Genomic DNA, 14239 nt, shown 5'->3' with positions numbered 1-14239 from the left:
AAATTAAATAATAACAATTCTGCTAAAAATAAAGAAAAATCTGTAAATATTTTTTCTAAAAACTTTGTATTTTTAATATCTAATTTTCTCGGATATGAAATTACATCATTTGCGAAATGCCACTTTGGTAATTGAAACAGAAAAGCATGTCATTTTAGTTGACCCAATGTTAGGTAAAAGAAAAACAATTCCGCCTTTTACTATTTTCAGATACAAACCGAAACGAAATCCTTTAGTCGCGCTGCCAAAAAACAGCCGTGAGATATTAAGTCGTGTTACACATTGTTTGATCACGCATTTGCATCCTGATCATATCGACAAAGCGGGAGAAGTTTTTTTAAGACGAAAAAGCATTCCCGTTATCTGCAGTTCTAAAGATGAAAAAGCTCTAGTCCAAAGAGGTCTTAGCGTAATTCAGACTTTGGAATATTGGGAACCACAAAAGTTTTTGGACGGAAAAATTACTGGAATTCCTGCTATTCACGGTTATGGTTTTGTAGCCAAATTGATGGGAAATGTTATGGGATTTCTTATTGAATTGGCAGATCAAAAATCGGTTTATATAAGCTCTGACACTATTTTTACACAACACGTAGAAAAAGTGCTAACCCAATTGAAACCGGACATATCTATTGTTGCCTGTGGTACCGCAAGATTAGATTTTGGACAACCGCTGTTAATGCGAATGGATGATATTTTGAAATTTGCTACACTTGCTCCGGGAAAAGTTCTCGCTAATCATTTAGAAGCTTTAAATCATTGTCCGACAACAAGACTGCAATTGAGAACTGCACTTTCAGATCATGGTCTTTTGAATAAAACTTCTATTCCGAATGATGGAGAATGTATTGAATATTAAAGGACCAATAATCCAAATTCTCTTAAAGTATTGACAGGTTTAGAATACCAGAACAATTCAAAATCTTCAAGTGAAGTTTCAAAGTCATTTTTGACTTCTTGAAAAGTATAATTTTTAGCTCCAGAAACGTTTATTTTCGATAAAATAGAAACTAGCCACTCGCCTTCTTCTTTACTGGTTTGAATATCAAAACTTTCTTTTTTGTCGTGAAAAGTCAGCGACATCATTTCCCAACTTCTTCCTTTTTTTGATTTTGTAAATGCAGATGCAGAAGGTTTTCCGCCAAGCCAAACTACTTTTGCATTTGGTTTGGTATTGAAATCGTTTTGTTCTTCTAAGGCATTAAAAATAAAATCAGGATGAATTTTGGTTTTCGGAATTTTAAAATCAAACCAATCTTGCAATTCGTAATCAAAACAAATTCCGTGCATGAAATTAAAAAGCGATTTCTTTAAGCCAAAACTAAATTTATCATGATTGATTCCTGTAGAATCAGTATATTCAATATCGTTATTGGCGAAAGTTCCTATGGCTTCTGTTTTTTTAGTAACCCCAAATTGTTCTGGATACAATCCAACTGGACTATGAGCAGTTAGAGCAAATTGATGCCAAAAACCAGACTGCAAAACTCCCGCTTCAAACAACTGGCGAACCATTTCTAGACTATCAATAGTCTCTTGAATTGTTTGTGTGGGATATCCGTACATCAAATACGCATGAACCATAATTCCGGCTTCAGTAAAATTTCGGGTTACTTTTGCCACTTGTTCAACCGTTACACCTTTATCGATTAATTTTAATAATCGGTCCGAAGCTACTTCTAAACCTCCAGAAACAGCAATACAGCCAGAAGCTTTTAGCAAAAGACACAAATCTTTTGAAAAACTTTTTTCAAATCGAATATTCGTCCACCACGTTACAGCTAATTTTCTTTTTAAAATTTCAAGAGCCAAAGCACGCATTAAGGCTGGCGGTGCAGCTTCATCAACAAAATGGAATCCGTTTTGACCTGTTTTCTCGATCAATTCTTCTATTCTGTCGCAAAGCAAACTTGCCGCAACAGGCTCATATACTTTTATATAATCTAAAGAAATATCACAGAACGTACATTTTCCCCAATAACAGCCGTGCGCCATGGTCAGTTTGTTCCAGCGCCCGTCACTCCACATTCGATGCATCGGATTTACAATTTCTATAACCGAAATATATTTATCTAAAGGAAGATCGGAGTAATCAGGCGTTCCTACATAAGCTTGTTTATAATCGTGTTTTAGAGAATTGTTTTTGTAAACCACTTCTCCATTTTCTAATAAAAATGTTCTTTTAAAGCGCTTCTCGACTTCGCTCGAAGTGACAATATCTGGATTTTCTAAATTAAAAATTAATTCTTCAATTGGAACTTCACCATCATCCAAAGTAATAAAATCGAAAAATTCAAAAACACGTTTATCAGAAAGCGAACGCAATTCCGTATTAGGAAAACCGCCTCCCATCGAAATTTTTATTTCAGGATGATTTTCTTTTACCCATTGTGCGCATCTAAAAGCACTGTATAAATTCCCTGGAAAAGGAACAGAAATCAAAAACAAAGTTGGTTTTACAGCTTCTATTTTTTCTTTTAAAATCGAAATTAAAATTGAATCGATGTATGTTGGCTCTTGCAGTAAAGCAGCATATAATTCATCAAAAGAATTAGCGCTTCGTCCTAAACGTTCAGCATATCGACTAAAACCAAAATTTTCATCAACACATTCTACTATAAAATCTGAAATATCTTCAAGATATAAAGTAGCCAAATGTTTTGCTTTGTCTTGCGTTCCCATGGTTCCAAAAGCCCAATCGAGTTCTTCTAACTGTGCAAAACGAGAAGCTTTTGGCAGAAAATCTTCCTGACAAATCTGCAAAGCCAAAGTTGGATTTTTTCCCTGCAAAAATTGAATTACAGAATCTATCGTCTTGATATATTCATCTTGAAGTGCAAAAATTCGTTTAGAATTATCAGAGATTTCAAGACTTGAAACTTTAAATTCTGAAACCTGAAACAAATCAATAAGTCCTTTCTTAGAAAACAGTTCTAAAATCACATCAATACCCAAATCTGCCTGAACCGATTCGATATTTTTAGTGTTTAGAAAGCCTTTTATATACGCCGTTGCCGGATACGGGGTATTCAGTTGGGTAAATGGTGGCGTGATTACAAAAAGTTTCGTTTTCAAAAGGGAATTATTTTTTTTTGCAAAAATACGGGATATTGGCGACTTTTTGGTGAAAAGATTTTATTGCTTTATTTCAAGAAAAGAATCCGAAGGATTCAAATGTTTATAGAAAAGAGTTGTCACGGTGAGTACGACCCTGAAAGGGTCGAATGTACAACGCAATCTTTATGTTATAAACATTTGAATCCTTCGGATTCGATACAAAAAAACCTCCAATTAAAACTGGAGGTTCTACATATTAATAGTTTCTTTTTCTCTTTTTAAAACTTATGTTCGTCCTTACTAATCACCAAAAATGAAATTAAAGATATCAGCGCAGCAGCGACTAAATAAAAGCCCACATAACTCACATCATACGTTTTAGCTAACCAAATTGCAATCATTGGTGCAAAAGCTGCTCCAAGAATTCCAGCCATATTAAAAGTCAACGAAGCTCCAGAATAACGAACATTGGTTGGAAACAATTCGGATAAAAAAGTTCCTAACGGACCATAAGTAAATCCCATTAAAGACATTCCGATGCAGGCAAAAATCGTAACTAGAGTAATATTTCCTTCACTTAAAAAATAAGAAAAGAAAAATCCGAAAACCGCAATAGCAGCAGTCGCTGCAATAAGCATTTTACGACGTCCGATTTTATCTGCCACTACTGCCGAAACTGGAATAAAAATGGCAAAAAACAATACTGAAAACAATTGGATTAATAATCCGTCTCTTTTTACAATTCCTAAATCAGAAGTTGCCCAGCTTAATGTAAATACCGTCATTAGGTAGAAAACCAAGAATGTTGTTATGGCTGCAAGTGTTCCAAAAATCAATTGATTTTTATATGATTTTACCAGTTCTAAAAATGGCACTTTTACCTCTTCTTCCTCTTTTTTAGCATTTTCAAACGAAGGTGTTTCCGTAATTTTTGTTCGAATATAAAAACCAACAATAACTAAAAGGGCGCTGGCAATAAAAGGAATTCTCCAGCCGTAATTCATAAAATCTTCATTACTCATAGAATCTGTCAGTAGCAGAAAAGTTCCTCCCGAAAGCAGCAATCCTATTGGAGCTCCTAATTGCGGAAACATTCCGTACCACGCGCGTTTGTTTGGCGGAGCATTTTCTATCGCCAATAAAACGGCTCCTCCCCATTCTCCTCCTAAACCAACACCTTGTCCGAATCGGCAAAGCATTAATAATAATGGCGCCGCAACTCCTATGCTTTCATAACTTGGTAAAAATCCGATCGTTACGGTCGAAATTCCCATTGTTAATAAAGCCGCAACAAGCGTAAATTTACGTCCAATCTTATCGCCATAATGTCCGAAAAATGCAGATCCCAATGGTCGCGATAAAAAGGCAATAGAGAAAGTTGCTAAAGATTCCAGAGTCGCCATTGTCGAATCTGAGCTCGGAAAAAATAATTGTGGAAAAACCAATACGGCTGCATTGGCATAAATATAAAAATCAAAAAATTCGATTGTAGTACCAATAAGACTTCCGAAAAGGACATGTCTCAAAGAATTCTGTTTAGGCTTCATTTAAAATAGATATAACTTTTTTATTGCAAAAATATAGTTTCATTATTAATAATTCATGTTTACAAGAATTAGTTTTAAAACACTTATGCTTTTTTAACAAATACAATGTGATTTCGATTTAAAAACAACACATTTCACTTCATTTTAAAAACTTGATTTTAGGCGTTTTAAAACAAAAATTAAAAATCAATTCTTAAGCAATTGTTAATAGCGTTTTTAACTGTATATTTTCATTAAATTTACAGCTGTCAAAAATAAATTTAAAATTATGCCTACCGACTGTATCAGCTTTCAAACTTCTGGATATTTCTCTAAATTAATGCAAGATTACTTAGATCAAAAACCAGAGTTAAAACCGCTGTACAACCATTTTCCAAGCCTAGAAAATTTCGAAAAACAAATTGCTGAAAAATCAGCCAATTTTAATCATAGCAACCGAACTGTATTGGTTGAAACTCTTCAGAAACAATATCAAAATATTGAAGCTTCAGATTTAACCAATCAAAATATTTCGCTTTTAGCGCTCGAAAACACTTTTACCATTACAACTGGACATCAGTTAAATCTTTTTAGTGGGCCGTTGTATTTTTTATATAAAATTATTTCTACGATTAATTTAACTAAAGAATTAAAATCGAAATATCCTTCGCAAAATTTTGTCCCAATTTACTGGATGGCAACAGAAGATCACGATTTTGAAGAAATTAATTATTTTAATTTTAAAGGAAAAAAAATCCGCTGGAATGCAGAAAGTACTGGCCCTGTCGGAAGACTTTCAACTAACGGCCTAGAAGACTTGTTTGAAGTTTATTCTAAAGAATTAGGTTCGAGTACTAATGCCAATACTTTAAAAAAACTTTTTGAAGATGCTTATTTAAAACATGAAAATCTAGCTGATGCAACTCGTTATTTAGCCAATGCCCTTTTCGCAAATTACGGTTTAGTGATTATAGATGCAGACGATGCCGATCTAAAACGTGCTTTTATTCCGTTTGTAAAAGAAGAATTAGAAAATCAAACTTCTTTTAAAGCTGTTCAACAATCAATTGAAGCATTATCAGAGTATACCGTTCAGGTAAATCCGCGTGAGATTAATTTATTTTATATTGAAGATAAACTTCGTGAAAGAATCATTTTTGAAAATGACAAATACATAGTAAACAACACCAAAATCTCATTTTCAAAAGACGAAATTTTTAAATTACTAGAAAGCAATCCTGAAAAATTCAGTCCAAACGTAATCATGCGTCCGTTATATCAAGAGATTATTTTACCAAATCTATGCTACATTGGCGGAGGCGGAGAAATTGCTTATTGGCTAGAATTAAAAGGCTTCTTTGATGCTGTAAACATTACTTTTCCAATACTATTAGTTCGAAATTCTGTTCTTTTAGCTACAGAAAAACAAGTTAAAAAAGCTGATAATTTAAATTTATCTTGGAAAGATTTATTCAATAAATCTCAGAATTTAGTTAACGAAATTACGCATAAACTTTCTCCATTTCCGATAGATTTGACTCCTCAAAGAGAAGTACTTGAAAAACAGTTTGCTTATCTTTTTGAATTGGCCGAAAAGACCGACAAATCTTTCTCAGGCGCTGTAAAAGCACAAGAAGTAAAACAAAAGAAAGGTCTAGAAAATCTAGAGAAACGTTTATTAAAAGCACAAAAAAGAAAACTCGCAGATCAAATAGAACGTGTTACCGATTTACAATGCGAATTATTTCCTAATCAAAGTCTTCAAGAACGTCAGGCTAATTTTTCTGAATTTTATTTAGAAAGAGGAGAACAATTGATTCCGCTTTTGATTCAGAAACTAAAACCTTTAGAACATAATTTTGACATTATAATCATCTAAAAATAATTATCTTTAGAAATTTAAAAGCAATAATTTTAGGAACAAATAACCAGCACATCTCCTAGATTACTGCTCTCTCAAACCAAATAGAATTATATTTTATAACCTATTAACTAACTAACCTAATGGTAAGAGAACGCCTAATTTCGCTTGATGTCTTTCGCGGACTGACTATTCTATTGATGACTATCGTAAACAATCCCGGTGATTGGGGGAATGTTTATCCGCCGCTTTTGCACGCACACTGGAACGGCTGTACACCAACCGATCTTGTCTTTCCGTTTTTCATTTTTATAATGGGAGTCGCTGTACCGCTTGCAATGCCTGAGAAAAAATACGACGAAACTACATTCAATAAAATTCTGATTCGTTCTTTAAGAATGCTCTGTTTGGGGATTTTCTTTAATTTCTTTGGAAAAATTCAATTATTTGGACTAGAAGGAATTCCGCTTCTAACAGCAAGACTAATCATTACTTGTGCGATTGGTTATGCTTTAATGGGCAGTTTCAGTACTCGATTAAAAAACATCTTTGCTTTTGGTATATTAGCCATTTATCTAATTTTAGCTTACGGCGGATTTGAAAATTATCAAGATGTTCGTCTCCCTGGAGTTTTACAGCGTATTGCTATCGTATATTTTGTGGTTTCGCTTTTATACTTAAAAACATCTAGAAAAACCCAAATCATAACTGGAGCGGTTTTACTTTTTGGATATTGGGCGGTTATGACTTTAATTCCAGTTCCAGGATTTGGAGAAGCCAATTTAGAAAGAGGCACCAATTTAGCCGCTTGGGTTGACAGCATACTTTTAAAAGGGCATATGTATCACGAAACCAATACTTGGGATCCAGAAGGAATTTTAAGCACATTGCCATCAGTTGTAAATGGAATCATCGGTTTATTCATCGGCCAAATTTTATTGCTTAATGTCACTAAAATTCAAAAAGCCCAAAGAATGGGTATGATAGGCACCGCACTAATCTTTTTCGGATTAATTTGGGATTTAGTTTTCCCCATAAACAAATCAATTTGGACAAGCAGTTATGTTTTATACACTACAGGATTGGCAACTGTTTGCTTAACAGCTTTATATTATATAATTGATATAAAAGAACACAAAAAAGGCTTTAAACTATTTGTGGTTTGGGGCGTAAACCCAATGATTGTTTTCTTTGCCTCACAGATTATCCCGCAGGCATTGACCATGATTCGTTTCCAAAACCCTAGCAATCCAGAAGAACAAACCAATCTTTTAGATTATTTATACCGTTTCGGAATTGCTCCTTTCTTTAGTAATCCAATGACTGCATCTTTAGCAGGCGCGTTGACATACGTTGCCATCTGGACCTTTATATTATGGATTTTCTACAGAAACAAATTAATTTTTAAAGTGTAAAAAATTTCACCATATTATGTAGAGACGCACCGCAGTGCGTCTTTTTTTTAAACCATAGAAGCTATATAAGTTCATATTACAGGAATAGTCAAATAGCAACTCCTTAATCAATTAAATGAACTTACATGAGCTTATATGGTTTAAAAATATCTTTCTTGCTCAAAACATCATTGTAACCTATTTAAATTATGAATTTATTAAAATCAATTCATAAAAAAAGTATACTTTTGCACAAAATTTAATAAAATAAAAAATGGCAACAAATAGAACTTTTACAATGATTAAACCAGATGCTGTTGCAAACGGACACATCGGGAATATCTTAGCAATGATTACTAATGGTGGTTTCAAAATCGTTTCATTAAAATTAACTCAATTAACTGTAGCTGATGCTAAAGCATTTTACGCAGTTCACGCAGAAAGACCTTTCTACGGAGAATTAGTTGAATTTATGTCTAGAGGACCAATTGTTGCTGCTATTTTAGAAAAAGAAAACGCAGTAGAAGATTTCAGAACTTTAATTGGAGCTACAAACCCAGCTGAAGCTGCTGAAGGAACTATTCGTAAAGCATACGCTACTTCAATCGGAGAAAATGCAGTTCACGGATCTGACAGCGACGAAAATGCTGCTATCGAAGGTGCATTCCACTTCGCAGGAAGAGAGCAATTCTAATAATTTTAGATTTCTGAATTTAGATTTTAGATTTAAAAATCTCATATAAAAAAAACATCCGCCTCGGCGGATGTTTTTTTTATATAAACTTAGCAGCTTAGAACCTTAGCAACTCAGAACCTTATCTCAAGATCACATCCTTCACCACTTCGCGCCCAAGCTCTTCATTGATCATTTTCACAATTTTATACTTTCCATGAGCCAATTCTTCGCGCAAAACAGAAGAACCTAACTCAACATAAAGCGTACTCCCTTTAAGGACAACATTTTTAGTATACGTATTTACACCACTTCCCATAAGGTTTTTCCACGCATCACGCACATCAATTTGATCCATTCCAGGTTGCAATTTGTTTACCTGAATGATCTGCTGTAAAACAGCACTTATAGGAGTTTCGTTATTTAGTCTTTTCGCCATCATTCAATAAATTTATGGGTGCTGCTTTTTTATAATGATATTCTATTTTTTGCGGGTTTTTAACCACCAATTTGTCATCAGAAAGCGATATAATTTCTTCGCTCCATTTGGTATAATCCGTTTTATAATCCAATAAAACCTGCTCTCCAGTAAAACGAACCGATACATTCTCAAAGGTATCTGTAGTTAAAAAAGTACCATCAAATTGTGGCATTACCTTCGTTCGAACTCCTTTATTGTTTTTAATCTGAAAAAAATCAAAAGTCTCGTTCATTTTATATTCTTTCTCTTCACCTTTCGCAAAAACCACTTTTTCAATTTCCCAATAGCCATTCAATTTAGCAATATCTGCCGGTTTTATTTCCTGTTTGCAACTCACAAACAATAGCGAAACAAACAAAACTATAAAAGTGTTTTTCATAAATAAAAATATTAAAATTTATTCTTTTTAACCAGAATGAAGTCGAAGAATTAGGAGCTGATTCCTGCTGTCCGCTGTATTCCCGATAAACAAAAACTACAGCTAAAAAGCTTTTTTTTTCTAAATCGGGAGATGCCGCTCCCATCAGGGCTAGGGTTCCCGTTTTCAAAAAAATTCTCGGACTACAAAGATAACCTTATAATGATCAAAAGAAATTTTTATCTCTTAATTTATTTTTCAATAAAAATCTAAAAAAAATAAATGCTTTACATCAATAAAAAATGAGCCTTTAAATCAAATACTTAAAGGCTCATTTATATTTTTTATTCTTACTATTTATTACTTTTTATTCTCTTTAAAACTCCTAAAAAGAATAAAACGACACCAGCAACAAGCAAAATATAGTAAACAGAAAGATTTTTATCCTTGAAAACATTTGCTAAAACAAAACTGATTACACTGGCAAAATAAAAAGTAAGTGCCGATATATTTTTGAAATCCATTATAAATTATTTAAAGAAACTGTCTACGAATTCGTATTTATTGAAAACTTGCAAATCTTCAATTCCTTCACCAACCCCAATATATTTAACCGGAATCTGAAACTGATCTGAAATACCAATTACAACACCACCTTTCGCAGTTCCGTCCAATTTAGTTACAGCTAACGAAGTTACTTCTGTCGCTGCTGTAAATTGTTTAGCCTGCTCAAAAGCATTCTGACCAGTAGAACCGTCTAAAACTAAAAGTACATCATGAGGCGCATCAGCAACAACTTTCTGCATTACACGTTTTACTTTTGTCAATTCGTTCATCAAGTTGATTTTATTATGAAGACGACCAGCAGTATCAATAATCACCACATCTGCATTTTGAGCCACAGCTGATTGCAAAGTATCAAAAGCTACAGAAGCTGGATCACTTCCCATTTGCTGCCTTACAATAGGAACACCTACACGATCTGCCCAAACTTGCAATTGGTCAATCGCCGCCGCACGAAACGTATCTGCCGCTCCTAAAACCACATTGTGACCTGCTTTCTTAAATTGATAGGCCAACTTTCCAATAGTCGTTGTTTTTCCAACACCATTTACACCAACCACCATTAAAACATACGGTTTTTTATCTTTCGGAATTTCAAATTCTGTCGCTTCACCCGTATTGGTTTCAGACAATAAAGCACCTATTTCATCACGAAGAATCTGATTTAATTCTTCTGTTCCTAGATATTTATCTTCAGCAACACGTTTTTCAATTCTTGAAATAATTTTCAAAGTCGTATTTACTCCTACATCTGAAGCCACCAAAACCTCTTCCAGATTATCTAAAACATCATCATCAACTTTAGATTTTCCTGCTACGGCCTTGCTTAACTTCGAGAAAAAAGTAGTTTTCGTTTTTTCAAGACCTTTGTCTAAAGTCTCTTTTTTTTCGGTAGAGAATAATTTTTTAAAAAAACTCATTTTTTTGTAGATTATTTAGATTTACTAGATTTCTTGATTTTCAGACAAGAAACCCAAATCTTTAAAGAAAGCGCAATTGTTTTTCAAAAAAAGACAATTTGTTACGATTCTTCAAATTTTTAGACAAATATAGGTAATAAAAAAGCTACTTCCGAAAGAAAGTAGCTTTTCTATATAATGTAAATGTAATTATTTCTTTTTCAAGAATTCATCAACTTCTTCAGGAGCCATAATAGATTCTACGAATGTATATGCACCAGTTTTAGGAGATTTCACCATTTTGATGGCTTTTGATAATCTCTTAGAAGATGTTTGTAACGATGCTACGGTTTTCTTTGCCATGATTCAAATGTTATTGAACTTTTCATAAAACTCGAATGGCCAAACCATTTGAGATTTATAAAAATCTCTAATTATTACTTAATTTCTTTGTGAACAGTTACTCTTTTTAAGATTGGATTAAATTTTTTAATCTCTAATCTATCTGGAGTGTTTTTTTTGTTCTTAGTTGTAATATATCTAGAAGTTCCTGGAACACCAGAAGTTTTGTGCTCAGTACATTCTAAAATTACTTGGATTCTATTACCTTTCTTTGCCATCTTGCTATATATTTATTTAGGAAAAGATTATTTGATAAATCCTTCTGACTGCGCTTTTTTCAAAACTGCAGTGATTCCATTTTTATTAATTGTTTTTATCGTAGATGCTGCTACTCTAAGAGTAATCCATCTATCTTCTTCTGGAAGATAAAAACGCTTTTTAACTAAGTTTACAGAAAACTTTCTCTTAGTTTTGTTCATAGCGTGAGAAACGTTATTTCCTACCATCGCTCTTTTACCTGTAAGGTCACAAACTCTTGACATTATACTTATCTTTTATCGTTATTCAAAATCAGGGTGCAAAGAAAAGAAAAATAAACCATTGTAGCAAAAAATTATTGCACAATTTTTAAAATTTCTTTCTGCAATATTTCTAAACTCTTAACTGTTGCCCTATCTATCACTTTTTCACGCGGTTGTCCAAAGTTAAATTCTTCCACAATTACGCCGTTTGGTGTTGCCAAAGCAATAAAAACTGCACCAATTTCAGCATCAGAATCGCCTTTTGAAGGTCCTGCATTGCCCGTCGTTGCTATTGCATAGTCGGTTTGCATTAAATTTTTAACATTCGAAGCCATTACAGATGCAACTTGCGCACTTACAACAGAATACTCCTCAACTAAATCTTTAGAAACTCCCAAAACATTTATTTTAGCTTCAGTCGCATACGAAACAACACTTCCTTTAAAATAAGCCGACGCTCCAGGCACAGCAGATAATAAAGAAGCTACTTTTCCCCCCGTAAAACTTTCAGCTGTTGCAATCGTTTTATTTTGTTTCGCCAGCAATTTGCCTACAACTGCTTCTATTGTTTCATTTTCATCGTAACCCACTATAATATCATGAATAATAGCATCTAGCGAGGTTACATTATCTTCAATCGCTTTTTCTAAAAGCTCTTTATCTGTTCCTCTTGCCGTTAATCTTAAACGTACACGGCCAGGATTTGGCAGATATGCCAGTTTTATAAATTCTGGCAGATTATTTTCCCAATGTTCGATACGCTCTGCAACTAAACTTTCGCCCTGACCATAAGTCAAAATGGTTTTATGAATAATATAGGGACGTTTGTATTCGTGAACAATTTTTGGAATTATTTCTTCCTCAACTAAATATTTCATCTCATACGGAACTCCAGGAAGCGAAATAAAAACGGTATTTTCTTTCCTCATCCACATTCCAGGCGCAGTACCAACTTTATTTGGCAAAACCGTACATTTTGAAGGAACCAATGCCTGATCCTTATTCATTTGAGAAATTGGTCTTTTATAAAAGCCCTCAATCAATTCTGTTACGTGTGCCAAAACCTTTTGATCAACTACTAGTTCATCATCAAAATATTCGCAGAACGTTTTCTTTGTAACATCGTCTTTTGTTGGACCAAGTCCGCCAGTTACAATTACAACATCTACTTTGTTTTGAAAATGAGAAAACGTATCTAAAATATGTTTTTTATCATCGCTGATAGAAAGCATCTCTGCTACCTCAACTCCAATTCTGTCCAGTGATTTAGCAATAAAAGCTGAATTTGTATCAACGATTTGGCCAATTAAGATTTCATCTCCAATAGTAATAATAGCTGCTTTCATATCAGTGAAGTATTTTTTTCCTTGCTTACGCAAGTCAATAATTTATAAGTAGATTTATTTAAACTTTGTCTTGAAGGAGGTAATAACAGCTTTTACAAACTATAAGCCGTTTACAAAATTTAAAAATGATTTTGACTTATTCCTATTCAAACAACAGAAATAAGTCAAAATTTATATTAAAGATCAAAGTCTTTTTTAATTTCTTTAATCGCTTCTTTTACTTGTACTTTAATACTTTTAAAAGTCTCGATAATATCTTTTTTCTTGCCTTCAGCTTTTGTCCAAGCTTCTACCTGCAAGATTTCTTCAAAAGCAACATTAAGCCCCATTAAATCTAAAGTCGGCTTTATTTTGTGTGCATAAGAATAGGCGTATTTATGATCCTTCTTTTTAATTCCTTCCTTGATTTGTTTTAAATCTTCTGGTACTTCTGTTACAAACAAGGTTAAAATCTGATTTACAAATTCAGGGTCATTATCTGAAAGCGCATATACTTTCGAAAGGTTGTATTTTAAAGCCATTATTTTACTTGTATTCTGAATAATTTTTTATCTTCTAAAAAGCCTTCTAAAACATCATTTGGTTTTACAGCCGCCACACCTGCTGGCGTTCCCGTAAAAATAATATCCCCAATTTTTAATGTAAAAAATTGAGATACGTGAGCAATCAGTTCATCAATTTTCCAAAGCATCATTTCTGAATTTCCTTTTTGAACTGTTTCGCCATTGCTTTTTAATTCAAAATTAAGATTTTCCATAGAAACAAAATCAGTTTTTGGCAAAAAATCACCAATAACTGCCGAACCGTCAAAAGCTTTGGCTTTTTCCCACGGAAGTCCTTTTTCTTTCAGTTTACTTTGCAGATCTCGAGCTGTAAAATCGATTCCAACACTTATTTCATCATAATATTTATGAGCAAATTTTGGCTCAATATATTTTCCAACCTTATTAATCTTTACGATTATTTCAACTTCATGATGAACATCTTCTGAAAATTCGGGAATAACAAATGGATGCTGTTTCAGCAAAACTGCCGAATCTGGCTTCATAAAAACAACAGGCTCACTAGGGCGTTCGTTTTTCAACTCTTCTATATGATTAGCATAATTCCTGCCGACACAAATAATTTTCATTTTTTTTATAGGTTCTAAGATTCTAAGGCGCTAAGGTTCTAAGAAAGCAAAACTTAGCTTCTTAGAACCTTAGCAGCTCAGCACC

General features: G+C 33.4%; 16 protein-coding genes. 4 read left to right on the top strand and 12 right to left on the bottom strand.

What is annotated here, in order from left to right; genetic code table 11:
• The first annotated feature begins 94 nt into the window (after positions 1–94).
• Complete coding sequence (locus AC3E9W_RS05725) at positions 95–859, top strand: MBL fold metallo-hydrolase (RefSeq protein WP_488767430.1); 765 nt, start codon at positions 95–97, stop codon at positions 857–859.
• Here the strand turns inward: AC3E9W_RS05725 and AC3E9W_RS05720 are convergent.
• Together AC3E9W_RS05720 and AC3E9W_RS05715 are read right to left on the bottom strand one after the other, a co-directional pair.
• Positions 856–3075 carry a B12-binding domain-containing radical SAM protein gene (locus AC3E9W_RS05720; RefSeq protein WP_488767428.1) on the bottom strand — a complete coding sequence of 740 codons (2220 nt, stop codon included), beginning with the start codon at positions 3073–3075 and terminating at the stop codon, positions 856–858. The genes AC3E9W_RS05725 and AC3E9W_RS05720 overlap by 4 nt on opposite strands.
• Before the next feature lie 260 nt (positions 3076–3335).
• The gene (locus AC3E9W_RS05715; RefSeq protein ID WP_488767426.1) at positions 3336–4583 is read right to left on the bottom strand and encodes an MFS transporter; all 1248 of its coding nucleotides are present in this window, start codon (positions 4581–4583) and stop codon (positions 3336–3338) included.
• A gap of 289 nt (positions 4584–4872) precedes the next feature.
• Here AC3E9W_RS05715 and bshC point away from each other — a divergent pair, with 289 nt between their 5' ends.
• From bshC to AC3E9W_RS05700, 3 genes are all read left to right on the top strand, one after another.
• Positions 4873–6462, top strand: coding sequence for a bacillithiol biosynthesis cysteine-adding enzyme BshC (bshC, locus tag AC3E9W_RS05710; RefSeq protein WP_488767425.1), 1590 nt, complete (start codon positions 4873–4875; stop codon positions 6460–6462).
• Positions 6463–6587: 125 nt separating this feature from the next.
• Positions 6588–7859, top strand: a complete 1272-nt coding sequence (locus AC3E9W_RS05705) for an acyltransferase family protein (protein WP_488767423.1) — start codon at positions 6588–6590, stop codon at positions 7857–7859.
• Between the two features lie 253 nt (positions 7860–8112).
• Positions 8113–8532, top strand: coding sequence for a nucleoside-diphosphate kinase (locus AC3E9W_RS05700; protein ID WP_223704072.1), 420 nt, complete (start codon positions 8113–8115; stop codon positions 8530–8532).
• A 121-nt stretch (positions 8533–8653) separates the two neighbouring features.
• Here AC3E9W_RS05700 and AC3E9W_RS05695 read toward each other — a convergent pair whose 3' ends face one another.
• The 10 genes from AC3E9W_RS05695 to AC3E9W_RS05650 form a co-directional block, all read right to left on the bottom strand.
• A complete protein-coding gene (locus AC3E9W_RS05695) occupies positions 8654–8950 on the bottom strand; it encodes a DciA family protein (RefSeq protein ID WP_306156245.1) in 297 nt (98 codons plus the stop codon).
• Entirely contained in the window at positions 8931–9371 is a 441-nt protein-coding gene (locus AC3E9W_RS05690; RefSeq protein WP_488767421.1) for a lipocalin-like domain-containing protein, read from the bottom strand. Before AC3E9W_RS05690 ends, AC3E9W_RS05695 begins: the two co-directional genes overlap by 20 nt.
• Before the next feature lie 332 nt (positions 9372–9703).
• Positions 9704–9874, bottom strand: a complete 171-nt coding sequence (locus AC3E9W_RS05685) for a hypothetical protein (RefSeq protein ID WP_456897026.1) — start codon at positions 9872–9874, stop codon at positions 9704–9706.
• 6 nt (positions 9875–9880) lie between these two features.
• Entirely contained in the window at positions 9881–10834 is a 954-nt protein-coding gene (ftsY, locus tag AC3E9W_RS05680) for a signal recognition particle-docking protein FtsY (protein ID WP_306156121.1), read from the bottom strand.
• Between the two features lie 189 nt (positions 10835–11023).
• Complete coding sequence (locus AC3E9W_RS05675; RefSeq protein WP_008468081.1) at positions 11024–11176, bottom strand: DUF4295 domain-containing protein; 153 nt, start codon at positions 11174–11176, stop codon at positions 11024–11026.
• 74 nt (positions 11177–11250) lie between these two features.
• Entirely contained in the window at positions 11251–11433 is a 183-nt protein-coding gene (gene rpmG, locus AC3E9W_RS05670) for a 50S ribosomal protein L33 (protein WP_008253902.1), read from the bottom strand.
• A 27-nt stretch (positions 11434–11460) separates the two neighbouring features.
• Entirely contained in the window at positions 11461–11697 is a 237-nt protein-coding gene (rpmB, locus tag AC3E9W_RS05665) for a 50S ribosomal protein L28 (protein WP_008468080.1), read from the bottom strand.
• Between the two features lie 71 nt (positions 11698–11768).
• Positions 11769–13022, bottom strand: coding sequence for a competence/damage-inducible protein A (locus tag AC3E9W_RS05660; protein WP_488767418.1), 1254 nt, complete (start codon positions 13020–13022; stop codon positions 11769–11771).
• A 176-nt stretch (positions 13023–13198) separates the two neighbouring features.
• Positions 13199–13543, bottom strand: a complete 345-nt coding sequence (locus tag AC3E9W_RS05655) for an Hpt domain-containing protein (protein ID WP_008468078.1) — start codon at positions 13541–13543, stop codon at positions 13199–13201.
• Positions 13543–14154, bottom strand: a complete 612-nt coding sequence (locus AC3E9W_RS05650) for a fumarylacetoacetate hydrolase family protein (RefSeq protein ID WP_306156145.1) — start codon at positions 14152–14154, stop codon at positions 13543–13545. The genes AC3E9W_RS05655 and AC3E9W_RS05650 overlap by 1 nt, the downstream gene beginning before the upstream one ends.
• Positions 14155–14239: the final 85 nt, after the last annotated feature.

This window comes from Flavobacterium sp. 38, assembly GCF_057799715.1.
Note: the sequence above shows the minus strand (reverse complement) of the source record. Positions and strands in the feature narration are given on the sequence as shown.